The organism is Pediococcus inopinatus (assembly GCF_002982135.1).
GTDB classification, from domain to species: domain Bacteria; phylum Bacillota; class Bacilli; order Lactobacillales; family Lactobacillaceae; genus Pediococcus; species Pediococcus inopinatus.
Genome location: NZ_CP019981.1, coordinates 1,897,035 through 1,920,315 on the forward strand (window position 1 = coordinate 1,897,035; position 23,281 = coordinate 1,920,315).

Below are 23,281 nucleotides of genomic sequence, written 5' to 3' on the forward strand. Positions count from 1 at the left end.
GGAGTTTTTAAAATGTATAAACTACGAATCACATTAATATTGGTTGTGAGCATTGTTCTTTTGGGAGTATCAACTAATGTTAGTGCACACAGTTTCAATTGGTGGACATTCCCTAGAAAAGTCATTGTAACCAAAACAACAACAATCAGCAAAGTTCACCCGGTAAATCCGGACTATTTAAGTTACTATTGTGCTACTGCTAATTTACATCGAGGCGATGTGATTACTATTCATCATTCTGTCAGCCATGCCTGGATTGTAAACAAAAAGGGTTTTGCTAATGGACTTGGTAGAGCACATTACTATTGGGTAAATGATCATACCAGCAAAACAAACTGGGTCACGCTCTACAATAAAAATTTTGTCATATGGTCAAAATCGATGCCAACTACTAAATACCTTCGTAAAAATAGCAATGCATGGATCTATTCAAAACCAGGCGGTAAAAGATTACATCATTTAAAAAACTATCCTCGAACAAAATGGATGGCAACCAAACAAGAAAAAATAGAAAATGGTGCAGTTTATTACTATGTTAAATCTCAACATGGCAAAGCAAAAGGTTGGGTTTGGCAAGGAAACGTTCGACATATTAACTAGAAAAGATTGTTACTTTGCCCATTCAACTAACAGTAAACGTTTAACTTCTATTTAAATTATGTTAAGTTTTTTGAATCTCACTGAAAATACCCCCATTTTATGGTAAATTCAGAGTATTCAATTTAAAGGAGGTGGCGCGATGCTTCTCTCGATTATCATTATTGCAATTTTGTTGTGGAAATTTACCAGCGGACTTCACAAAGGTTTTGTTATCGAACTACTGTATACAGTCGGTTACTTCGTTGTCTTTATCTTTGCCAAAGTCCTTTGCACACCACTGGCTTCATTCCTCTCGACATCTTTTAATAGCAATCAAAGTTCTACCAGTAACACCGCCGTCATGAGCTCCGTTTCCTTCATGATTCTAATGGCGATTGGTTGGTTATTGATTCGCCTGATTGCGCGCTGGTCACGAATGATTACCTGGATTCCTGTGATCAAACAAGTAAACGGTCTGGCAGGTGGAATTATTAGTATCGTAATTGCTTATTTTGTAATTTTCATTCTGCTAAGTGTTAGTCAATTTTTCCCCAATGACGCATATCAAGCACAACTATCAGATTCTCCAGTGGCCCAATTTATCATCAAACGAACACCCGGAATCTCTTCTGATATTTTAAATAAATATATTTTAAATACTGACGACACAAGCAATACTAATACAATTTCGAATGAGGAAAACTAACCATGAATAATCGATTAATCAAAAAATATATTGCTTCTCATTTGGCCACACCAACGGCATCCTTAACTGAAGTCGACACTCCTAAAACTGGCATTCTCTTTAAAAACGCTGGAAAGAGCTCTTTTTTCTATCTAGATTCAAAAAATGACAACACCTTTTTTGAAGAACATGACGGCTCACTATTTAAACATGAATACGACCCAGTGACCCATGATTTCAAAACGTCGTCACTTTAAAACTTCCGGGGGGATTATTATGAAAGAACCACTAATTTTTTTAACACTGGCAATCAGTCGGGTTATTTTTACGTTGTTTGCGATTGGATCCATTAGCGGATTGCTATTCATCGGTTATCGCTTATTTTTAGTGAAAGTAACGAATAAATAAGAAATTAAAAAAGATTATTTGAAACTGGATTCAACATCCGAGTTTTAAATAATCTTTTTTGTCTGTCTAAATTTAATAGAAACTTGGCTTATCACCATCAGTATTTGGTTTATTCAAACCTATTGATGTGCGAACATCTTTTGTCGGATCTTGAATTAGCTTAACCACGTAATCTGCCACAGACTTACGAGAAACTTCGGTCCCTTTCATTTCATCATGTCGTCCAGTTGTTTCATAAGTAACTTCATCGTTATTTGTTAACCAGTTGGGACGAATGATAGTGTAATCTAAATCCGATGCTTCTATTTCGCTAGCAGCCTTCGATTGTGTTGGTAAATAACCACTTGGATTAAGCATTTGTTTATTCCAATCGCCAAATTTACCGGGCACTTCATCGAATACACCCAATGTGGAAATCCAAATCAACCGTTTCAAACTAGCGGCATGCATTGCGTTCACAATATGTGGAATCATCTTATCTGTATCGTCTGGACCCAAGTTTGCATAGACAAGATCTTGACCTTTCAAAGCAGCTGTCAATTCAGTTTCATTATTCACATCGCCAACCACGACCGTTTCACGCTTTTTATCCACATCCGTTAGCTTATTTGGATGACGCACAAATAATGTCAATTGTGCATCTGTTTCCTTAATTAACTGTTTTGCTGCGAGCCGAGCAATGTGACCGGCAGCCCCCAGGATAATAACTTTATTCATTTATAAAACCCCTTTTCTTGATTTCAATTGTAATTATAATACTTACAGTTCAAGTTTCAACTATTTACACTTTCATAGAATTCCCCCGCTAAAAAATAATTACACTATATTAATAAGCAATTCCTTTGACGTTATCTCTAATATCTAAGATAATATTTATATAAACCATAAGGAGGTGTCTATTATGTCAAAGACTAACGACAAGTTCGACGCATTGAAAGATAAAACCATTGGTAAAGCCAAAGAAATGGCTGGAAAAGTCACTGGTGACGATTCCAAAGAGTTGGAAGGTAAAACCCAAAAGGAAGCTGGAAAGCTTAAAGACAAAAAGGCTGATTTGAAGGACAAGGCAGCCAAAAAAGTTAACGAAGCAACTGATAGAGACAAACGATAAACAAATTAGGAGCTGTTTTAACTGCAATTGTAGTTAAAACAGCTCCTATTATTTTGGCTTAAAGCCACCATTCAGATGACATTCTCAGTAATTTGCGGTAAAATTAGGGCTTAAAAATTACTAAGGAAGTGGCTCCATTGGCAAGTACATATTTACGGAAAACAACTCTTCAAGATCTACCAACAGTTTCAAAGATTATTGATTCTGCTAAAGCATTTCTTAAATCACAAGGCATCGATCAATGGCAAGATGGTTATCCTGCATTACCAGATCTTCAATCTGATGTAACCAACCAAATTGGTTATGTTTTGATTATTGACGGTCAAATTGCAGGCACCGCCGCCTTGTTGCATGATCATGATAAAAATTATGACGTCATTAATGACGGTTCATGGCTGGGACCTGAAGACGCAAAATACACTGCCATTCATCGGATTGCTATGTCCCCCAATTTCCGGGGACAACACCTTTCGGAAAAAATGATCTCTGGTATGCTCACCTTATCAAGCCAATTAGGTTATCAACAAGTCCGAATTGATACCCATCCTGATAACAAATTGATGCAACATCTAATCATTAAAAGTGGCTTTATCTATCGTGGAAACGTCTTAATGGATGAAGATCCAACTGATATAAGACGCGCCTATCAATTAATCTTAAATTAATGAACTTCAACCAATTCACCAATTGAAAGTAAATACAAATAACGTTCCTCAACTGGGTGCTTTAAAATATCAGTAAGTGCTGCCGCGTATAAATTCACTTGACCAGCATAGCGGCTAATGATATTTTGAACCCCGTTTTTTGTACTTCCTGGTTTCACGTAATCAGTCTTGTAGTCGAATAAAATAGCCCGGTCGTCTAATTCAACATAACCATCAATAATTCCGTGAATCAGAATTTGGGTTTCTTCGTCATTTGAAAAATCCTTAAATCCGTTGAATAGCTGTTTAGCAGGCATTAGCAAGGAAAATGGTACTTCACGGTGCACCTTATCTGGCGTGTCTAATAATATTTGGCCTAAACTAGAATCAAAAAATCTCAAAATATTATCTATATCAACAAGGTTTGCAACCTCAGGCATTAAAACTTTATTCATAACCAACTGGCCGATAAGATCTTCTACACTTTTTTCGGTGGGCATTTCAGTTAGCGGAATTTCTTGTAAAATTAAATGAGTTGCCGTCCCAATTTCTGTTGGTTTTGGTTTTACTGTGGTTTGCAAAAATTTCGGTGTGGCTAAATTACTAGAAACGTAACGATTTTGCGTTTTTAGTTTATGGTCCGCTTCAACGGTTGAAAGTGTCATTTCAAGACTATCTGGATCATCAAATAGCCGTTTCACTTCAGATACAGACTGATACGCCGTAGTCTGCGTAGCAACTTCGTGAGGGTATTTGAAGTTCAATACTTGATCAATTTGATGGGTGCTTAAAGTTGTGACATCCAAATCATTTGTCGCCTTTTCAAACTCTTCCCACCAATCTTTTTGCTCTTGGTCGGTTTGAATACCTACAATTTTTTGCAGATCTACTTTTGTTTTGAATTGAACTTCAAACTTAGATTGGTCACCACTCAACGCCGCCAAAGGACTTTCCCCTTCAGATTCTAAATTAAATTGTGGATGGCGAATTAGGGCTTCCCCAATCCAATCCAAAAAGTTGTTCGTCCCTAATCGTGTGGACTCCGTCAATAAGAGCTGATCACTTCGCCAAGCGGATTGCCATTTCTTAAGTAACTTTTCTTGCGAATCACATGAGCCAACAATGATCAATTTTTGTTGTGCTCGGGTTAACGCCACGTAGAGTTGCCGCATTTCCTCGGCCAGGCCATTCCGTTTAACATGGTCAATAATCGTCAGCTTCTGCGGTGTATCAACTTGTAGGCGTGTTCTTGGATCTAAGTAAGTAATTCCAATTCCTTCTTTGGAGTCTAAAATGTATTTTCCTTTCATGGAATCCGTATTGAATTTATGCGAGGCGTCCATCAAAAATACAACTGGAAATTCGAGCCCCTTGCTTCCATGGATGGTCATGACTTGAACCGCTGCTTCGTCACTATTAATTGGCACTTCTGCCAAATCCTTGCTTCGTTTTTGCATCCGTTCAATAAACCGAACAAACTGAAACAAACCTTTAAAACTAGTCTGTTCGTAACTTTTCGTACGATCATATAAAGCATGCAGGTTTGCTTGTCGTTGTTGTCCAGCCGGCATTCCTCCAACATAATCAAGAAAACCAGTCTCATTGTAAATTGTCCAAATTAAAGTAGCTAATTGATTTTGATTGGCTATGTCTTGAAAGTGGGTTAGTTGTTCTAAAAAGTGACCAACCTTTTGATAAACTTCCGCTTGAAAAGGCTGACTAGACTGCGAATCAAAGTGGTTATAAAAATCCATTACTGCTTGAAAATAATCACCCGTTTTATTATTAATCCGAAGAAAGGCCAATTCATTTTCATTCAAATGAACAATTGGTGAACGTAAAACAGCAACCAACGGAATATCTTGATACGGATTGTCGATAATTTTCAAGAGTGACATCATAATTGCAATTTCTGTCGTCTGAAAATAATTTTGGGCATCGTTAACCACAACGGGAATTCCCATTTGTTTAAATAAGGCCACAATCGTTAAATTGTTTTTTCTGGTCGGCGTTAATAGCACAACATCACTGTAGGTTAACCGTCGCTCTTTTTTTTCATCCTTATCAAAGATCATTGTTTTTTCTTCAACTAGTTGTTTGATGCGTTGCCCAGCAACCGCCACTTGGCCCCGCGATTTATCATCAATTTCAAAACTATCAGTTTCAGGTATGCTAGACGCTGATTCAGTCTTTTCATCATCATAAACGAGAATTTCTGTGCCTTTTGAAGCTGTTTCAGGATAATATTTTGCTCCATAAACAAGTTTAGCATCTTCATCATACGGAATTTCACCTAAATTTTGATCCATTAATTGTTCAAAAATCAGATTTGTAAAATCGTCCACATTTTGGATGGACCGAAAGTTTTGAGATAGGATTATTCGTTCACCAGGTGCATCTTCATCCTGATATGATTGGTCTTTTCCAATAAACAAATGTGGATCTGCCAAACGGAAAGCATAAATGGATTGTTTGACATCCCCGACCATAAACATATTACCCGGTTCATCGCTAGTAACACTTGTCAAAATAGCTTCTTGTAGTGGATTAATATCTTGATACTCATCCACAATTACTTCACTAAATTGTCTTTGATATGCAGCACGCGCACTTTTTGACTCTTGTGAACTACCATTCAAAATTCGCATGGCAAAATGTTCCAGATCACTAAAATCCAAGATTTGTCGTCTACGTTTCTCAACTGCGTAAGCATCTTTAAAAGCAAGTGTAACCTTGCATAGTTCCTGCACTAAGCTCTCTGATTTTTTTAAAACATCGATCATTTGAACTTCATTTAAGCTGAAATATTTTTGGACTAATTCCTGCAGGCGAATTTTGTAACCATTCTTGTTTTTAGAATCTCCACGAATCTCTTTAACTCGTTCTTTGAACTCCTTAACTTCGTCAGTCCGTTTTCCGCCCAGAATTTTTCCAAATTCAAGACTTTTCAGTTTGCCACGTAACGTATCCCAATCACTTAATCCATTAGTTAAAACATCTTGAATTTGATTCACATCATCATCAATAACCGGTTGGAATTTTTCTAAATCTTCATTTCCATCCTGCATTATGTTCTGAAGTGAACGTGCCTCTTCTAAGCTATTTTCTAATTCGAATTTTACAACTGGTAACACTTGGTTTTGATAAAATTCTGTGTCGTTAAGCTTACCGTTTATTTGATAGACTTCTGGTAATTTCGCCAGCCACTTATTTGGATCTGGCGTGGCATTCGCAAAATCATATAGACGTAACATTAAGTCGGTAAACCCGTCATCACTTCGATCGTTTGAAAAATTGGCTGTCAGTTGCGAAAAAAGCTCTCCTTCAGATTCATAGAGTGACTCACGCAGATCATTCCAGACTTCCTCACGCAAAAGCACGCCTTCTGTATCATCAGTCAGCAGCCGAAAAACTGGATCTAAATCAATGACGTAATAATATCGTTTAATAATCGATAAGCAAAATGCATGAATAGTACTGATGTTGGCCGTATTTAATTTGGTAAGTTGCGCAATTAAATGACGCCTTTGATCGGCTTCCTTTTCAACCCGAATTTGATCATTAATCGCGTTTTGGATGCGATCATGCATTTCTTTTGCGGCAGCCTCTGTGAAGGTAACAACCAGGAGTTTATCAACATCTGTACCGTTTAAAATCTTTTTAATAACCCGTTGAACTAAGACAGACGTTTTACCGGAACCGGCAGAAGCTGAGACAAGCACATTATGCCCACTATGGTTAATTGCGCGTTCTTGGTCTGGTGTGAAACTAGTTTTTCCCATGGTTATCACGCTCCTCTTTCAGCTTTTCCAACACTTCTTTACCGCTCAAATTTTCAAGCTTATGATAATTGTTCTCTGGCAGCATTTCATCAAATTGCATAATCGCCTTATATGGCGAATATTGAAGAGCAGTATGCGTATCGGGCCATCGTGCCGGATTCAACTTCAACTCACCGGCAAAGATCTTTTTGCTAGCTTCTACAATTTTTTTCTCAGCATGGTCAATCAATCTAGTCAATTCCTCTTGGGTCACAATGTGATTACCATAAGAAGAATATTTCCCAGCCTTTGTTTTCTTGAAAGGATAAATTAAAGAACTACCCGAATCTAAATTGACATCTAAATTTTCTAGCAAATCTTCATCACTCAATATAATTCCCTTGTATTTAGTCTGCTTTAACAGCTCTTTTTGAATAGTCTCTTCGTCGGTGTCGGCCAATTTATTGACATTAACTGCAGGATTTTGAAGGTGCATATACAATGCCCCCGAAAGCAACGGTGAGTCATCATTTTGATCAATCAAGTTAATATTTCGTTTCAAAGCATCAATATACGTCAGCATCTGCATCGCTAACCCATAATAAACATCCCGAAAATTAAAATCATGCTCGCTTGATTTATAGTCTACAATTCCAAAATATTTTTGGGAGTGACCGCTTTCTGAAGTTAAATCAAGTTCATCAATCCGGTCTATTTTCCCACGAACACGTACTTTATGAGCTGGTGATACGTCAAAATCGAGGGATTGCAGCCCCACTTCTGATCCGACATGTCCAAACAATACTTCCGTTTGGATGGGTCTCATTTTAGACCCTGCGCTTTGAAGAATAAAGATCTTCAGCATTTGTTTAATTGTTTCATTTAATTGGTCGTTAATGTAATGCATTCGATTTGAACTATTCAGAATTTCAAATTGAGGTTGTTTTTTCACTTGTTTTACGACTTCGTTTAAAAGATTGTCGAGTTCAGAACCAGACAGGCGACCAATATCTAATTTTTCCTGTCTAATTAACTTCACAAAGTGATCTAAAGCCATATGGAAGTATTCTCCCGTACTGGCGGGTGAAAGCTCAAAAACATCCCGTTCTTGCAGTTTTAACCCATATTTCAAAAAGTAGGCATACTCATTTTGATAAAATTCTTCTAATTTTGAGATTGACGTGTTAATTGTGTCCCCATATAGGTCCTGCACAATTTCTGGATACAATTTTACTGGTTCGTTTTTATAAGTTAAACTCTCAAAAACCCGGCTCGTAAGGTCGCCCAATTGCTGATCATTCTTTAAAACCCGATAGACATACTGCCAATGTGGCTTAACCATTTTCTGGATACTTTTACTATCACGACTTACTTGCAAAAGGTGAGTTAATGTACTACGTTTCGATCCCAAAAATTTGTGAATTTTTGGTTCATCAACTGTAGGCCGATCAAAATATTTTTTAACTTGCGAATCTTTAATCTGAAAATGATTCTGAACTTCTTTTACGTACGGTGACACATGTTGTTCACCACCATCCCCATCTTTGCTAGCATACGACAGTGTCAGTCTTTCACATCCTGAAAGGAAAGCCACATAGTTTAAGTAACGTTCAAAATGGGCTTGTTCATTGTTATTGCTGGCAAAAAACTGGTCGTCAGTTAAACGATCTTGTAATTTGTCACAATCATCATCAGTCAAAATTCCTTGATCATTAAATTGTTCCGGCATTACAGCATCAGTTGCCCCAATAATGAAGGTATATTTACGATCATTCATTTGCGCCATTCCAGTTTCAGAAATCATGACTTGATCCAAAGTAGATGGAATTAGTGAATAAGAGGCACCTTCAAAACCGGCCTTCAATAATGCAGAAAAATTATCAATCGTAAACTCGCGATCACCAAGAATCGCCACGTATTCATCCAGCATGTCACAAAAAGTCTGCCAAGTTTGTTCTGGTTGAGCAGCCTTAGATAAATCTCCTCGCTCAACCGCCACATCCCGCCAATTTTTAAGCTGATCAGCAACTCCTTGATCGACTAGGAATTGATATAAAACCGTGACCCCTTCTTTTCCGGTTTTTGCGTTATCCAATGCTTTAAAAAATGGTGGTAGAACATGACGAATATAATTTCTAATTAGATTAACCTGTTTCGTTATTGCTAGATCATGATCAGTCTGCGTTCCAAAATCGCTTGAATTAAAACGTAAATATTGCCAATCTTCTTTTTGTAACCAGCGGCCGCCTTCATATCCATTCTTTAAAACAAGATTCTCGGTTAAATCCTTGGCCTGCCTAAATGCTTCTGTCGACATTGGCTGATCATTCACCTTTGGGATCAATAACTCCGTTTTCAATAATCTCATGACGTCTTGGTAGCGATAATAATGGTCCTTTACCGCAAATAACGCGTCAATCAGTGACACAAAAGGATGATCTTTCATTGAAATCTGTAAATCGTTAAAACGAGGAATTTCATATTCATCAAAAATTGGATCTAGCACTGTGGCGTATGTATCTAAATGACGCGTCAAAATTGAAAAATCATGATAATGAACTTGCGGATCAGCAGCCACAGCCTGTCTTATTTTTCGAGCCACTTGTTCTATTTCGGTTTGCCGACTATCCGCTCGGAAAAATTGGATCGCCTCTGGATTAGCTAACACCGTCGTTTCGGTTGATTCTAAATTAGTCGCCTTCAACCAAAAGGTCTCTAATTGATTTAAATCTGGTGTAACTCGTGTTTCTTGTGCATATGAGTCAGTTTGTACTTGGAAATGGTTCTTTTGGGAAAATTGATAGAGTTGAAAATACGTTTTACCGGCTTCATAAAACAAATTATTTGTTTCCGGAAGCTGGTCATAATAAGGCCGATCCAGAATCAATCCCACCACAACAGCCTGTGATTTTTCCACTAGCACTTGAACTAATTTCATTTCTTGTGCTGAGAGGGACGAAAAACTCTCGAAGAAAAACACCATATGGCTTAAATCCTGGGTAGCTAAGTATTCGCACAAAGCCTGCATAAGTGTGTTGCTGTCCACATAATTTCCAAGCATTTCTTCTTCAAACGCCGTATAAATAATGGACAGATCATGCATTTTAGCTGTTAAATCAACAGTAGAATTTTCATCCCCATTAACCTCATCCGTTAATTTGGCCAGATCTTCTGCTGAAATTCGCCCCTTCTGAAGTTCATCAAATTGGCTAGCTAACTGTTGGATAAATCCCGGCTGCGTTTGCTCCCCATTAAATACAGTTAACTCATCTTGATGTTCCAAGATAATGCGATCAATCAGCATCCCCACGCCTGCTTTGGATAAACGTGGCACTTGATAAATCGGTTCATTTTTCATAAAATACCAAGCTAACCGTGAAAACGAAAATACTTGTAGTTGACTTTGTGCATAGGTACTTTTATTCTCGCTATTTCGTTTTCGCAAAGTGTTTAAAACAGTTAATTCAGATTGAAATTTAATATGATTAGGAACAATATAATAAACTTGTGTTTGTAAACCCTTGCTTAAAACTTGATCCACTTGTTCAATCATGGTTTTCCGTTGATTACGACTGGCTTTCCCCAGAATAAATTTTAATGTCATGAGAACCTCCTCTTTTAATAAATACGCACATACGTTCGATACTCACTTTTATTATACCGATTTTCTATTCTTTTTTCAGCCACAAATTCCAATTGATTGATTAACCAAATCATCCGTTAAAACTGCTTTTATTATCACTTGTGCCACCGCCACAGCACTAACGTTTTTGGCTGTCTGCATTGGCTGGCCTTCTTTAATTAATTGATATTGCTGATTAGCTGTTTCCTCGATATTGGTGGGTCGTAAAATTGTATAGGGAATTTCTGATTCATCCACTAACTTTCCAGCATATTGTTGTTGCTTGATAAATTCAGGCTGATTTTTTGCCACTACCTGAATTTTATCCAGCGGATATTCATCATCAACTCCAGCAACAGATCGAAAAATTATGCGTTCTAATTTTATTGATTGCATCTCAATTGCATCCATAACCGCATCTAGCATGTAATCCGCATCCCAGCCTACTGTGTTAATCACCAAAATATCGGCTGATTGAAGTTTTGGTGCTAGTTGATCTGCTGATTCAAAATCAACTTTGTCATTATCAATGAATGTAAATTTAAGTTCAGAATTTGTAACATCTTGACTCTGCTTTAGTAAAACCTGCCCCACCTGATTATTTGTGCCCATCACTAAAATATTCTTCATACTTTTCTCCCTACATTTTATTCATACTTTCATTATAAAACGAACGGACAGAAATTGCTGTGCTATAATCAATGCAACTTTATTTACATAGGATGTGTTTAGCGTGACTCAACAAAAAAATCCAAAACGACAGCGATTAATTGCCATGGATCATCAATATGTTGCCCCAGCCGGACGAGTATCAAAATTTGACCTTGTTGTAGACCATGGCCTAGGAGCAAAAATTTGGGACGTCGACGGTAATGCCTATATTGATTTCTTAGCAAGTGCTTCAGCAGTAAATGTTGGTCACGGCAACGCAAAAGTTGTGGCCGCCATTCATCAACAAACTGATAAATTAATTCACTATATTTCTGGTTACTTTTATCACGGACCTGCCATCAAACTAGCCAAACGATTAGCTCTTTTGGCTCCCGGTAAAACACCCAAAAAAGTTTCATTTAGTACTTCTGGTTCAGAAGCTGCAGAAGCGGTTGTAAAATTTGCCCGTAGCTATACCAAAAGGTCTGTTATTTTAACTTTTCAAAATTCATGGCATGGAACAACTTTGGGAGCTGCGAGTTTGTCCGCTATCGATGGAAATATGCATCGTGATATTGGGCCTTTGATTCCTGATATCCATCATCTGCCTTTTCCAGATCCAAACAAACGTTTTCCTGGTGAATCTATAACAGATTTCTCCTCTAGATATTTGAAAGACTTCACAGATTTGTTTGAACACGATATTCCAGCAGATCAAGTAGCTGCCATCCTGATTGAGCCCATTCAAGGCGACGCTGGCATCATTATGCCACCTAACTCATACATGCAAGGATTATATCAGCTTTGTCATGAAAATGGCATCCTGTTTTGCACAGATGAAATTAACCAAGGGTTTGGAAGAAGCGGTAAGTTATGGTCGATTGATCATTTTAATTTAGAACCAGATTTAATGGCTGTGGGAAAGTCTTTAGCTTCAGGAATGCCCCTTTCAGCCATTATCGGCAAAGCGCCTATTATGGACACTTTAGCCTCTCCAGCTAATGCCACTACCACCGCTGCAAATCCGATTTGTTGTGCAGCTGCTTTAGCTACAATTGACGAACTGGAAGCTCTTCATTTAACTGAACGATCCGACGAATTAGGAAAATTTTCTAAAACACAATTCTTGAACTTACAAAAAGATTTTCCTGTGATTAAGCAGGTTCGCATGGTAGGTTTAAATGGCGGAATCGAATTTGAAGAATCACAGACAAAACTAGTTACTGATCTTTGCAATTATTGTTTCGAACACGGTCTGATAATCATTTCCACAATGGACCACATCCTGCGCTTTCAACCACCTTTAGTTATCACAAAAGATGAGCTAACTCAAGGAATCAATATCATTCGCGAAGGCTTACTGAAGCTAACTTAATTCAGTTTCACAAGTTGATTAAATTAACTTAAATTAATGTGAAAGCGACATTGTTTTAGTTGTCTAACCGTCTTTGCTGTTGTGAACTTAAATTGCGTGTGTTAAACTTATCTCCACAGAATTTAATAGCACTTACCTGTATAATGTCATAATATGGTTGATAAGTTTCTACCCGACACCTCAAATGTTGGACTATGGGCGAATAGTGTTTTAGATAGATGCTTATTTTGGCTATCTCTAACAATAGACGACTGACTTATACGGGCCACAACAGGAATGTTGTGACCCGTTTTACGTTTCCATACATGATAAATTATGCATCCCTAAGTGATTAGAAAGGGAAAATTTTATGAAGTCTATTGAAGCAAGTTCCAAGTTACCAACACAACCTATCTCGCATCCCAAAGCGGCTTTACTGGGTCTGCAGCATCTCTTAGCTATGTACTCTGGAGATGTGCTTGTCCCTTTGTTAATTGGTGGTTATCTCCACTTTACGGCTGCTCAAATGACCTATTTAGTTTCCATTGATATTTTCATGTGTGGTATCGCGACACTGCTGCAACTAAAGAAAACTGCCTTAACCGGGATCGGGCTTCCCGTTGTCCTAGGCTGTGCAGTTCAAGCTGTACAGCCACTTGAAAATATTGGTGGTGCCTTAGGGATTGGTGCTATGTATGGGGCTATTATCTGTGCTGGTATTTTTGTTTTCCTAATTAGTGGGCTTTTCTCCAAAATCAAGAATCTCTTTCCGCCCGTCGTAACCGGATCGCTAATTACAATTATTGGTTTTACTTTGATCCCTGTCGCCTTTCAGAACTTGGGTGGTGGAAATATATCTTCCAAATCCTTTGGTGATCCTAAAAGCCTAATTGTGGGCTTCACCACCGTCGTCATTATTGTTGTTATCAACATTTTTGGCAAAGGATTCATGCATTCAATTGCAATTCTTATTGGAATTTTAGCTGGGACCTTTCTGGCAGGAGCCTTGGGAATGGTTTCCTTATCGGCTGTGTCTCAAGCCAGTTGGTTTCATCTTCCTCAACCATTTTATTTCGGAACTCCCACCTTCCATGCCTCTGCGATTATTACGATGATCATGGTGTCCTTAACAACCATGATTGAATCCACCGGGGTTTTCTTCGCATTGAGCGACTTGACCGGTAAGAAGCTTGAAGCAGACGACTTAAAACGTGGATACCGCGCAGAAGGTATTGCAGCTATTTTAGGTGGTATATTCAACACTTTCCCTTATTCAACCTTCTCTGAAAACGTTGGTGTTTTACAACTATCCGGTGTTAAAACTCGTAAACCAATTTATTATTCCGCATTTTTCTTGATTCTCCTTGGTCTTTTACCAAAGGCCGGCGCAATCGCCACAATCATTCCAGACCCAGTTTTAGGTGGGGCAATGATCGTTATGTTTGGAATTGTCGGTGCTCAAGGTGTAAAAATCCTCCAGCAAGTTGATTTTTCAAAAGATAAAAATATTTTAATTACGTCACTTTCGATCGGGATGGGCTTAGGTGTGACCGTTTATCCTCAAATTTTCCAATTTCTACCAACAGCAGCTCGCATGCTGTTAACTAATGGAATTGTGGTTGCCAGTGTCGTTGCGGTGGTTCTTAACTTATGTTTCAACGGTACCCATGGCGATTCGCAAACTGAAGTTCAGAAAGCAAAATAAAAAACTGTACTCAAAAAGGTGTCCAACAATCCTGATCAATAGGGATTGCTGGACACCTTATTTAATTAAATTAAATTTTAAACAACCTGACGGTCAAATGGATCTTTACTAATACCTTTTTCAAGAATAGCTTTTGACCACTCTTTAGCTGAGAACAATGAATGATCACGGTAGTTACCGCAACTATACTTATCTGTCCCCTGAACATCTTTCCACTCAATCTTGTTGGCAATGTCATCTAAAGCACCCTTTAAGGCAATGGCAACTTCTTCAGTTGAATGCTCACCCCAAGTGATCAAATGAAAACCAGTCCGACAACCAAATGGTGAGCAATCGATGACGCCATCCAAACGGTCACGTAGTAAGCCTGCTAACAAATGTTCAATTGTATGTAATCCTGCAGTTGGAATTGCATTTTCATTAGGCTGAACTAAACGTAAGTCATAGTTAGAAATTTTGTCGCCTTTAGCACCATTTTCTACAGTGATTAAACGAACATATGGAGCTTTTACCTTTGTGTGGTCCAATGTGAAACTTTCAACTTTTGCCATTATATATCTTCTCCTTGTCTTTTCTGCTTCATGTCTATTCTACATCCACAAGTACTTATTTCAAGTATGAAATTGGTTTTTGAACTTCAATCTTAGTTCCATAGTACTTATCTTTAATATAACGCTGAATTGCTTTTTTGTGATATAACTTTACCAATTGTTTGTATTTAGCGTTGGATGCATGCTTCTTTGTGGTTGCTAAAATATTAATATCGGCACGTGTGCTTTGATTGATTTCTTCATGAAAAATGGAATCCTTTAAAACATGCAAATGTCCCTCTAACGCGACAGTATTAGAAATTAAGACCGCGTCTACATCTTTCAACACCCGAGGCCCAGTCGTGTCGTCTATTTCTTTAAATTTCAAATGACGAGGATTTTTTGTAATATCACTCACATTTCCTAACGCACCAAAATTAGCCTTGAGTTTGATCAGCCCAGCCGTTTGCAATAATAACAAATCTCTCGCCGTGTTGGCCGGATTATTCGCGATCGCAATCGTGGCACCGTCTGGAATCTCAGAAATTTTGTGATACTTTTTCGAATAAATTCCCATTGGCTCTAAATACGTCGTCCCTAAAGCACGTAATTGTTGTTTTGGATGCTGTTTATTATATGCTTCATAGTAAGAATACGATTGAAACGCATTGACATCAATGTTTCCTTGCGCCGTGCCGTTATTCAACTGTACACCATCAGTTACTTGCTGAACCTTTATCGTCAATCCCGCCTCTTTAGCATCCTTACTTTTAGCAATATGTTTCCAAATATCATAATCCGATCCCATCGAGCCCACAGTAATTGTAGTTGTTGTCGCCTTGGCCGAATGACTAATTTGGTGAACACCCACTACGATCGCCACTAGTACAACAATAACACCTAAAATCCACCAAACACTTTTTCGCATATCTCTTTCTCCTCCGTGTGTTTACTTTATAAAACGAACCCAACACATTCGAATTTTTCCTCCAGCACTACTTTTGAACTTCAATTAAGCTCATCTCCTTAATGCTCCAGATGTTTAGCTAACCAATCACCCGCAAACTGTACGATAAACACCATCACCAGAATAATAATCATGGCAACAATAGTAACGTCATTTTCGAAACGGGCATAGCCGATACTAATCGCAATATCGCCTAGTCCACCTGAGCCAATCGCTCCAGCCATCGTGGTTAATCCAATCAAACTAATAATTGTTACGACTGAAACTCGGATAATATCCGGAAGTCCTTCACGTAAATATACGCGAAAAATAATTTCGCTTGGACTCGATCCCGAGGCTTCTGCCGCTTCAACAACCCCTGGATCAATTTCTGTCAAAGCATTTTGAATCTGGCGGGCGTAAAACGGAAAAATTCCAATAATTAGCGGGACTAACGCGGCTGTTGTGCCAATCGTTGTTCCCACTAAGTACCTTGTGAATGGGGCTATGACGGCTAATAAAATAATAAATGGAATTGATCTTAAAATATTAACAACTTTATCTAATAATCCGTATAAAAAGCTATCTTCCAAAATCCCACCTGGCTGACTAGCAATTAGGAAAACACCCGTTGCCAAACCAAAGATTCCTGCCACAACAGACGAAATCAGCGTCATGTAAATTGTCTGCCAGGTTGCTTGAGCAAACTCAGATTGCATATGAATAACGTTCGGTAACAAATTTGCCATTAGCCGGTCACCTCACTTTCTGTTACGTTATTTAATAATTTCACCCGAACTTGATTAGCCTTCAAAAAACTAATCGCATTTCCAATATTCGCCTGATCTCCAGCTAATACTAAAATCATAAAACCAAGGGTCTCACTATGCAGCTGCTCAACGTTTGCAAACAAAATGTTTCCATCCACATTGAACCGTTTGGCTAAACTTGAGATAATCGGCTCTTCGGTAGATTTCCCAATGAAGTTCAATTGAACTAACTGTTGTTCCGACGTAAGTTGATGAAATTTGGGATTTTCGGTCACCTTTTGAACAGCCGGGCCTACGTTGGTTGCAATATTTATAAACTCTTGCGTCAAACGATTTTTGGGAGCTGAGAAAATGTCTTCAATCGGGCCACGTTCAACAATTTGACCCTTTTGCATGACTGCCACATGGTTACAAATTTCCTTAACAGCTTGCATTTCGTGCGTAATCAAGACGATGGTCAACCCCAGTTTTTGGTTAAAACTTTTTAACAAGTTCAAAATTGAGAGCGTCGTTTTGGGGTCCAGAGCGCTAGTCGCTTCATCGCTAATCAAAATATCGGGATCATTAGCTAGAGCCCGGGCAATCGCAACCCGTTGCTTTTGGCCACCAGATAATTGACGGGGATAATCATTTTTACGTTGATCTAAACCAACTAGTCGCAATAGCTCAGTAGCTTTTTTTTGACGTTCAGTTTTTGAAAGCTTGGTTTTAAGCAAAGGATACTCAACATTTCCAAGAATTGTCCGAGACTTCATTAAATTAAAGTGTTGAAAAATCATCCCAATTTTAGTTCGAGCTTGTCGCAACTGTTCTGGTTTTAAAGCTAGCAAATCTTGATTATTCACACTAACTTTTCCTGACGTTGGCGGCTGTAAAAGGTTTATCACGCGAACAAGGGTACTTTTTCCCGCGCCTGAATAACCCACGATTCCATATATGTCGCCCTTTTCAACTTGCAAATCAACATCGGTTACTGCTTTTACTTGATTTTCTCCGTCTTTAAAATCAACCGTTATATTATTTAAATCAATGATATTTTGAGTCATCCAATCACCTTCTCTTTAGAATAAAAAAAGTTTCCGCCCTAAATCTTCAAATTAAAGATTAGGGACGAAAACTTCGCGTTACCACCCATATTTATGTTGCTCTCACGAACAACACCTCATCGACACGTTAAAATATGTCTGGGATTATATCGTATCCTCACGTATTTAAAGCTTGCACCTTAAATATTAGCTCTGAGCTCATCTTCAATCCGACAACTGATTCCTTTTCACCAAACGGAATTCTCTAAACAGTCTAGGGATTTACTCTTCTCGTCTTTGCATCGTTATTTAATAATTGAATTCATTTTATCATCAAAATTTAATAAGTCAAGTTATCTATGAAACTGCGATATAATAGATTTAATTAAATATCGCAGGTAGAAATACCCTAACGACTTTTCGGAGGTTAAAAATATGCAGCAAACATTAGATGATTTTATCTGCACCTGGGTTAAAAATGGGGGTGCTGAAATCAAAGCTTATCACAAAAATGAGTGGTGTCGTCCATCTCATGATGACCAATACATTTTTGAAATGATGAGTTTAGAAATTTTTCAAGCTGGGTTAGACTGGGAACTTGTTTTAAAAAAAAGACCAGCTTTTCAAAAAGCTTTTCATAATTTTGATATTAAGCAAGTTGCTGCCATGCCCACTACTGACATCGAGAGTCTCTTAACTGACGCATCAATTATTCGTAATCGTTTAAAACTGCAAGATACCATGACAAATGCGCAGTCGTTCTTAAAAATTCAGGCCGAATTTGGAAGCTTTGATCAGTATATTTGGCAATTTGTGAATAATCGCCAAGTTAATAACCATATTCGCATTCCTGCAGAAATTCACGCAAAAACACCACTTTCAGAAAAGATTTCTAAAGATTTGAAACAACATGGTTTTAAATTTATGGGACCAACCATTACCTATTCGTTTATGCAGGCAATTGGACTCGTAAATGATCATGAAATTAGTTGCATGGACAATCCTGGTTAATTTAATCGAGAAAGGATACTTGTTATGAAACAATCAAGGTACACGGAAACGACTGCCAATGGTTGTTTTTCTGGTGCTTATTTCATGGGACGCTGGATTCAAAATACAATTCTGAACCAACGCACCATGTATACCACGAATCTAGGAGCGGCCATTTTATTGATGACTAAGCACACGGATTGCTTAAATCTAAAGTTTCTCAGCACCACGCCAACTGCGCGTTTCCAACCAGAAATTGCCATTTTCATTGATGATGATCCTGAACTACGTTTTAAGGTCAATGAAGTGCCTGATGAACTTCATATAAAACTCAAAGGCCCCCATTTAATTCGGATTGTCTTTGCCGGTAATTCTGATTCAGACGAGATTTGGCAACAGTCACAAGGACTAGCCATCACACACCTATCCGTGCCTAATCCTGGTGTGGCCATCCCTGTAAAACCAGCTGGAAAAACCATTGCTTTCATTGGTGATTCAATTACAGCTGGCTGTTGGGTTTTAAAACGAACCCCCTCTAGTGGCTACGCTGCCGAACAGAACTATGCTGCCCAAACTGCGCGCAACCTTGATGCCCAAGATCTGAGAATTGCCTATAGTGCGGCTGGTCTTTTACGATACGGGACCGGTGGTGTTCCCGCCGCACCCCGTTTTATAAAATATATTGATTTTGAAACCCCAGCCCCTCAGTATCATCCCGACGTTGTGGTAATTAATATTGGCACCAATGACCGCCGTTTTGATAGTAGCTTAATGAAAATACAGTTTCTTAATTTTTTTCATGAATTACAAGATTTGTTTCCGGAAGCTACTTTAAACGTTCTTATTCCCTTCAATCAATCCTTTGCCAAAGAATTACGTGAATTAGCTCAAGAAAATCCTTCACTTTTCTTCCTAATTGAAACTGCTCAATGGACACTCACCTTTACCGACCAAGCGCACCCTGACTTACAAGGTTCAGCCATTGCCGCCAAACAACTTACAAATGCTTTGTTGAGTCATTACGGTTCCGACTACTTTAAAATTACATGCTAATTCGTTTTGCTGTAACTCTTTTGGGGTTACAGTTTTTTAGTCCAAGCCACCTTCAGAATCAGGAAGCGATTGCGTCTCCTCAACATCATTAGTGTTTTTAAGATGCTTTAACCCAATTCCTGTAAACCCACTGATGATGGAGAAAACTGGGGATAAAAGGCTAAAGAAAACAAATGGCAAGAAATGCAGAACTGGCACACCAAGCGCGTTTGCTGCAAAAGCACCTGCTACTCCCCAAGGAATAAGGTAGTTAATCACTGTTCCACCATCTTCAAGAACTCGGCTCAGCGCCTCGTTGGCAAGTCCTGAATCCTGGTATGCTTTCTTAAATGCCTTTCCGGGTAAAATAACGGATAGGTACTGTTCACCAATAAAGATGTTAACTCCAATCCCGGTAAAGATTGTTGCGGTAACGAGTTTACCATCTGAGTTTAAGCGTTTGGCTAGGGGTGCCATAACTGCTTGAATCAAGCCAAACTTCATTAATAAGCCACCTAACGACAGAATTAAGATAATTAGGGAAACTGTACCCATCATACTTTCAATGCCGCCTCGTGTAAGGAGAGCGTCTACACTTGCATTCCCTGTTTTTGCCACAAATCCACTTTCAATAATTGTTGCAATCTTACTAATCTGCATTTTAGGTTGTTCAATAAAGACCATCAACACCGAAACCACGATGTTGATAAACAACGTTGGAATTGCTGGTACTTTTCGCCATGCGCAAAAGAACATTAAAGCGATTGGAATAACTGCCCAAGCATTTACACTAAAATGTGCTTCTAAAATGGCAACCGTTTGATTGATCTTGTCTAAATTGGCAGTTGTAGTAGCTTGAAGTCCTAAAATTGCGTATAAAATAAGGGATCCTAGAAAAGCTGGAATCGTTGACCACATCAAATTCTTAATGTGCTTAAACAAATCCACACCAACAACGGCTGAAGCTAGATTGGTTGAATCCGAAAGTGGTGAAGATTTATCTCCAAAAATGGCCCCAGAAATGATTGCTCCAGCTACCAATGCTGGATTTACGCCCATTGTAAGTCCCATTCCGAAAAAGGCAATCCCAATCGTGGAAATAATCGTAAATGCAGATCCAATTGAAGTTCCGACCAACGCACATACCACGAATACGGACGGCACAAACCATTTGACACTGATCATATGGAATCCCAGTACCATCATCGAAGGAATGATCCCAGCGGCAATCCACGTGCTAATCAAGGCGCCCACTAAGATGAAAATAAAAATCGGGATAATACCAGTTTGAATGCCCTCTTTGATCCCACCGTCCACATCTGCCCAGGCAAAGTGACAAAATTTTGCCCAAAAAGTTACAAGGACGAGCACCAGTAAAACGGGAACTTGAGGTGATAAACCAAATCTAATTACACCTAATCCCATGACAATTAACATTCCTAACAACACAATACTTGCTTCTTTAAAACTCACTTTATTTTCCATATTGCACCTCGTTTTAGTTTTTATTCGCTAGTTCAATCAATTAGTTATAAAGACTAATAACGAGATATGCCTCCACATTTACAATTATCCATAACGTTTTTCTCCTCTGTTTCAAAATTTGGGTAATAAAAAAGTCCCTGCTGTAATTTTTTACAACAGGGACGATAAAGAAACCGTGGTACCACCCAAATTGAAAGAATCCCAAAATCGAATTCTCTCCACTCACTAGAAGGTAACGGCTCTAGTTATTATCCGTTCAATCGAAACTGTTTCATGGTATTTCATCTAAATTATCCTGATCGGTTCGCAGCAACCACCGACTTTCTGACACCCAGATAACTAGCTACTTAGTATGAAAGTTCGCTTTAAATATTAAGTTGAATGAATCTTACCACGCAAGAATTGGTTCGTCAACCAATAATTAAAAACAAATTAAAGAATTTGTTGTTCGCCAGTGATAATGTCTTAACTAATTGGTCAGCAAAAATGTCTCGCAAATATGTTTCACCTCCGGCAAAATAGTTAATGGAGGTGGACAACATGAGAAAGGTTGTTTTAACAGTGAAAGAAGACCACAAATATCAAGTAATTCAGCAAGTAGTTAATGAACGAAAGAATCGTTGTCGAGCTAGTATTGAATTAAATCTATCATTACGACAAATTGATCGATTAATAATCAAATATCGAACTAAGGGTAAATCTAGCTTTGTGCATGGCAATACTGGCAAAAAGCCACAGAATAAGATCTCAACCAAACAAATCAATCGAATTATTAAGCTGTATGAAACTGATTACCAAGGCTTCAATATTTCCCATTTCTATGAGTTTTTATTAAGTAGAGAAGGTATTCAAGTTTCTGAATCAACTTTACGACGAATACTTAGAACCCATCGGGTTCTGTCACCCAAAGCTCATCACAATACCAAAAGACAAATACGCAAAGAATTAAAGCTCAAGGAACAACGGCAGGCTTTGTCTAAACGTGACGAAAAGACCTTACAAGTTGTTGAACCAGTGGAAGCAATAAAGGCTCATCCGTCACGCGCTAGGAAAAAATTTGCCGGTGAACTTATTCAGATGGATGCCTCGGTTGAGCTCTGGTTCGGCAATACAAAGACTTATCTACATGCCGCGATTGATGATTATAGTGGTGCGATTGTTGGCGCCTACTTTGATACCGAAGAAACGTTAAACGCTTATTATCAAGTTATGGCTCAAATATTGACTTCTTTTGGAATCCCGTATGAGATTTTAACAGACCGAAGAACGGTTTTTAACTCAAACAAAAAAGCAGATTCTCCAACGAAGGAAAACCCACTCACTCAATTCGGTTATGCGTGTAAGTCACTGGGAACCAAACTCTCAGTGACTAGCATACCGCAAACCAAAGGCAGAATTGAACGCCTTTTTGAAACACTACAAAGCCGACTTTTAAATGAACTTAAACTAGCAAATACAACGACAATTGAGCAAGCTAACGACTTCCTCAACCCATTTGTAAAAGAATTCAATCAAAAGTTTGCTTTACCTATTAAAATTAACACGAGTGGCTTTGACAAACAACTTACATCTTCAGAAATTGATCAGATTTTAATCACAACTCGAGAGCGCTCAATTTCATCTGGTCACACTGTCAAATTAAATAATCAGGAATATCAATTATTTGAATCAGATAAGCTAGTTTGTTTAAAACCACGAACTAAGGTCTTAATCGTTAAAACTTTAACTGGTAAGCTTTACGCTACTACAGATGCAGATCAAATATTTGATTTACATCCGCTTGCAGATCATGACTTAGTTTCGCCAGCTTTCGAGGTTATTATTGAAAAACCATCTAATATGGCCCCAAAGAACAAGAAGCCCAAGGCTTCTATGAACCACCCATGGAGGAGAGCCAATTATCGCGACTATTTGCGTACAATTGGGTATTCCGAAAAAGGAGCAAATCATATGGCATATGAGATTTAAATTTGACAAGGATGT

The 23,281-nt window shown here is 38.3% G+C and carries 20 protein-coding genes and 1 riboswitch; of the genes, 11 read left to right on the forward strand and 9 right to left on the reverse strand.

All coding sequences use genetic code 11. The annotated features are described in order from the left end of the window. Window positions 1-12: 12 nt before the first annotated feature. From PI20285_RS09455 to PI20285_RS12015, 4 genes are all read left to right on the forward strand, one after another. A complete protein-coding gene (locus PI20285_RS09455; protein WP_057774427.1) occupies window positions 13-600 on the forward strand; it encodes a hypothetical protein in 588 nt (195 codons plus the stop codon). 139 nt (window positions 601-739) lie between these two features. Continuing rightward, window positions 740-1,285, forward strand: a complete 546-nt coding sequence (locus tag PI20285_RS09460) for a CvpA family protein (protein ID WP_057774430.1) — start codon at window positions 740-742, stop codon at window positions 1,283-1,285. 2 nt (window positions 1,286-1,287) lie between these two features. Next, window positions 1,288-1,521 carry a hypothetical protein gene (locus PI20285_RS09465; protein ID WP_057774433.1) on the forward strand — a complete coding sequence of 78 codons (234 nt, stop codon included), beginning with the start codon at window positions 1,288-1,290 and terminating at the stop codon, window positions 1,519-1,521. Between the two features lie 19 nt (window positions 1,522-1,540). Next, the gene (locus PI20285_RS12015) at window positions 1,541-1,672 is read left to right on the forward strand and encodes a hypothetical protein (RefSeq protein WP_269084009.1); all 132 of its coding nucleotides are present in this window, start codon (window positions 1,541-1,543) and stop codon (window positions 1,670-1,672) included. A 72-nt stretch (window positions 1,673-1,744) separates the two neighbouring features. Here PI20285_RS12015 and PI20285_RS09470 read toward each other — a convergent pair whose 3' ends face one another. Further along, entirely contained in the window at window positions 1,745-2,389 is a 645-nt protein-coding gene (locus tag PI20285_RS09470) for an NAD(P)H-binding protein (protein WP_057774436.1), read from the reverse strand. A 184-nt stretch (window positions 2,390-2,573) separates the two neighbouring features. On the opposite strand from PI20285_RS09470, the gene PI20285_RS09475 reads away from it, so the two are divergent. Next, window positions 2,574-2,783, forward strand: coding sequence for a CsbD family protein (locus PI20285_RS09475; protein ID WP_057774438.1), 210 nt, complete (start codon window positions 2,574-2,576; stop codon window positions 2,781-2,783). Window positions 2,784-2,920: 137 nt separating this feature from the next. Beyond that, window positions 2,921-3,448 carry a GNAT family N-acetyltransferase gene (locus PI20285_RS09480; protein WP_057774441.1) on the forward strand — a complete coding sequence of 176 codons (528 nt, stop codon included), beginning with the start codon at window positions 2,921-2,923 and terminating at the stop codon, window positions 3,446-3,448. On the opposite strand, the gene addA is transcribed toward PI20285_RS09480, so the two are convergent. The 3 genes from addA to PI20285_RS09495 all read right to left on the reverse strand — a co-directional run bounded on the left by addA (window position 3,445) and on the right by PI20285_RS09495 (window position 11,440). Then, complete coding sequence (gene addA / locus PI20285_RS09485; RefSeq protein WP_057774444.1) at window positions 3,445-7,209, reverse strand: helicase-exonuclease AddAB subunit AddA; 3,765 nt, start codon at window positions 7,207-7,209, stop codon at window positions 3,445-3,447. The two genes, PI20285_RS09480 and addA, sit on opposite strands and share 4 nt — an antisense overlap. Beyond that, window positions 7,196-10,792, reverse strand: a complete 3,597-nt coding sequence (locus tag PI20285_RS09490; RefSeq protein WP_057774447.1) for a PD-(D/E)XK nuclease family protein — start codon at window positions 10,790-10,792, stop codon at window positions 7,196-7,198. The genes addA and PI20285_RS09490 overlap by 14 nt, the downstream gene beginning before the upstream one ends. Window positions 10,793-10,867: 75 nt before the next feature. Further along, window positions 10,868-11,440 (reverse strand): NAD(P)H-binding protein, encoded by a 573-nt coding sequence (locus PI20285_RS09495; RefSeq protein WP_057774450.1) that lies wholly within the window; start codon window positions 11,438-11,440, stop codon window positions 10,868-10,870. Between the two features lie 103 nt (window positions 11,441-11,543). Here PI20285_RS09495 and PI20285_RS09500 point away from each other — a divergent pair, with 103 nt between their 5' ends. Together PI20285_RS09500 and PI20285_RS09505 are read left to right on the forward strand one after the other, a co-directional pair. After that, the gene (locus PI20285_RS09500) at window positions 11,544-12,836 is read left to right on the forward strand and encodes an aminotransferase class III-fold pyridoxal phosphate-dependent enzyme (protein WP_105782232.1); all 1,293 of its coding nucleotides are present in this window, start codon (window positions 11,544-11,546) and stop codon (window positions 12,834-12,836) included. A 116-nt stretch (window positions 12,837-12,952) separates the two neighbouring features. After that, window positions 12,953-13,051, forward strand: a riboswitch (purine riboswitch). A 134-nt stretch (window positions 13,052-13,185) separates the two neighbouring features. Then, window positions 13,186-14,520 carry a nucleobase:cation symporter-2 family protein gene (locus tag PI20285_RS09505; protein ID WP_057774453.1) on the forward strand — a complete coding sequence of 445 codons (1,335 nt, stop codon included), beginning with the start codon at window positions 13,186-13,188 and terminating at the stop codon, window positions 14,518-14,520. Between the two features lie 77 nt (window positions 14,521-14,597). Here the strand turns inward: PI20285_RS09505 and PI20285_RS09510 are convergent, their stop codons facing one another. From PI20285_RS09510 to PI20285_RS09525, 4 genes are all read right to left on the reverse strand, one after another. Beyond that, window positions 14,598-15,071: an S-ribosylhomocysteine lyase gene (locus PI20285_RS09510; RefSeq protein ID WP_057774456.1), complete on the reverse strand. Its 474-nt coding sequence runs from the start codon at window positions 15,069-15,071 to the stop codon at window positions 14,598-14,600. A gap of 55 nt (window positions 15,072-15,126) precedes the next feature. Further along, window positions 15,127-15,978: a MetQ/NlpA family ABC transporter substrate-binding protein gene (locus tag PI20285_RS09515; protein ID WP_057774459.1), complete on the reverse strand. Its 852-nt coding sequence runs from the start codon at window positions 15,976-15,978 to the stop codon at window positions 15,127-15,129. Window positions 15,979-16,076: 98 nt separating this feature from the next. Next, complete coding sequence (locus PI20285_RS09520) at window positions 16,077-16,745, reverse strand: methionine ABC transporter permease (protein ID WP_057774462.1); 669 nt, start codon at window positions 16,743-16,745, stop codon at window positions 16,077-16,079. Continuing rightward, on the reverse strand, window positions 16,745-17,812 hold the full coding sequence (locus PI20285_RS09525) for a methionine ABC transporter ATP-binding protein (protein WP_057774465.1): 1,068 nt from the start codon (window positions 17,810-17,812) through the stop codon (window positions 16,745-16,747). The genes PI20285_RS09520 and PI20285_RS09525 overlap by 1 nt, the downstream gene beginning before the upstream one ends. A 414-nt stretch (window positions 17,813-18,226) precedes the next feature. On the opposite strand from PI20285_RS09525, the gene PI20285_RS09530 reads away from it, so the two are divergent. Together PI20285_RS09530 and PI20285_RS09535 are read left to right on the forward strand one after the other, a co-directional pair. Further along, window positions 18,227-18,802: a DNA-3-methyladenine glycosylase I gene (locus PI20285_RS09530; RefSeq protein WP_057774468.1), complete on the forward strand. Its 576-nt coding sequence runs from the start codon at window positions 18,227-18,229 to the stop codon at window positions 18,800-18,802. A 24-nt stretch (window positions 18,803-18,826) separates the two neighbouring features. After that, complete coding sequence (locus PI20285_RS09535; protein ID WP_057774471.1) at window positions 18,827-19,834, forward strand: SGNH/GDSL hydrolase family protein; 1,008 nt, start codon at window positions 18,827-18,829, stop codon at window positions 19,832-19,834. A gap of 36 nt (window positions 19,835-19,870) precedes the next feature. Here the strand turns inward: PI20285_RS09535 and nhaC are convergent, their stop codons facing one another. Further along, entirely contained in the window at window positions 19,871-21,298 is a 1,428-nt protein-coding gene (gene nhaC / locus PI20285_RS09540; RefSeq protein ID WP_057774473.1) for a Na+/H+ antiporter NhaC, read from the reverse strand. A gap of 540 nt (window positions 21,299-21,838) precedes the next feature. Here nhaC and PI20285_RS09545 point away from each other — a divergent pair. Continuing rightward, complete coding sequence (locus PI20285_RS09545; RefSeq protein WP_057775614.1) at window positions 21,839-23,266, forward strand: ISNCY family transposase; 1,428 nt, start codon at window positions 21,839-21,841, stop codon at window positions 23,264-23,266. The last annotated feature ends 15 nt before the right edge of the window (window positions 23,267-23,281 follow it).

What these genes read in the sequence shown, in the direction of transcription:
- PI20285_RS09530 (WP_057774468.1), top strand. Translation starts at nt 18,227, where the DNA reads ATGCAGCAAACATTAGATGATTTTATCTGCACCTGGGTTAAAAATGGG.
- PI20285_RS09505 (WP_057774453.1), top strand. Translation starts at nt 13,186, where the DNA reads ATGAAGTCTATTGAAGCAAGTTCCAAGTTACCAACACAACCTATCTCG.
- PI20285_RS09535 (WP_057774471.1), top strand. Translation starts at nt 18,827, where the DNA reads ATGAAACAATCAAGGTACACGGAAACGACTGCCAATGGTTGTTTTTCT.
- PI20285_RS09515 (WP_057774459.1), bottom strand. Translation starts at nt 15,978, where the DNA reads ATGCGAAAAAGTGTTTGGTGGATTTTAGGTGTTATTGTTGTACTAGTG.
- PI20285_RS09465 (WP_057774433.1), top strand. Translation starts at nt 1,288, where the DNA reads ATGAATAATCGATTAATCAAAAAATATATTGCTTCTCATTTGGCCACA.
- PI20285_RS09490 (WP_057774447.1), bottom strand. Translation starts at nt 10,792, where the DNA reads ATGACATTAAAATTTATTCTGGGGAAAGCCAGTCGTAATCAACGGAAA.
- PI20285_RS09525 (WP_057774465.1), bottom strand. Translation starts at nt 17,812, where the DNA reads ATGACTCAAAATATCATTGATTTAAATAATATAACGGTTGATTTTAAA.
- nhaC (WP_057774473.1), bottom strand. Translation starts at nt 21,298, where the DNA reads ATGGAAAATAAAGTGAGTTTTAAAGAAGCAAGTATTGTGTTGTTAGGA.
- PI20285_RS09470 (WP_057774436.1), bottom strand. Translation starts at nt 2,389, where the DNA reads ATGAATAAAGTTATTATCCTGGGGGCTGCCGGTCACATTGCTCGGCTC.
- PI20285_RS09455 (WP_057774427.1), top strand. Translation starts at nt 13, where the DNA reads ATGTATAAACTACGAATCACATTAATATTGGTTGTGAGCATTGTTCTT.
- PI20285_RS09475 (WP_057774438.1), top strand. Translation starts at nt 2,574, where the DNA reads ATGTCAAAGACTAACGACAAGTTCGACGCATTGAAAGATAAAACCATT.
- PI20285_RS09460 (WP_057774430.1), top strand. Translation starts at nt 740, where the DNA reads ATGCTTCTCTCGATTATCATTATTGCAATTTTGTTGTGGAAATTTACC.
- addA (WP_057774444.1), bottom strand. Translation starts at nt 7,209, where the DNA reads ATGGGAAAAACTAGTTTCACACCAGACCAAGAACGCGCAATTAACCAT.
- PI20285_RS09545 (WP_057775614.1), top strand. Translation starts at nt 21,839, where the DNA reads ATGAGAAAGGTTGTTTTAACAGTGAAAGAAGACCACAAATATCAAGTA.
- PI20285_RS12015 (WP_269084009.1), top strand. Translation starts at nt 1,541, where the DNA reads ATGAAAGAACCACTAATTTTTTTAACACTGGCAATCAGTCGGGTTATT.
- PI20285_RS09495 (WP_057774450.1), bottom strand. Translation starts at nt 11,440, where the DNA reads ATGAAGAATATTTTAGTGATGGGCACAAATAATCAGGTGGGGCAGGTT.
- PI20285_RS09510 (WP_057774456.1), bottom strand. Translation starts at nt 15,071, where the DNA reads ATGGCAAAAGTTGAAAGTTTCACATTGGACCACACAAAGGTAAAAGCT.
- PI20285_RS09520 (WP_057774462.1), bottom strand. Translation starts at nt 16,745, where the DNA reads ATGGCAAATTTGTTACCGAACGTTATTCATATGCAATCTGAGTTTGCT.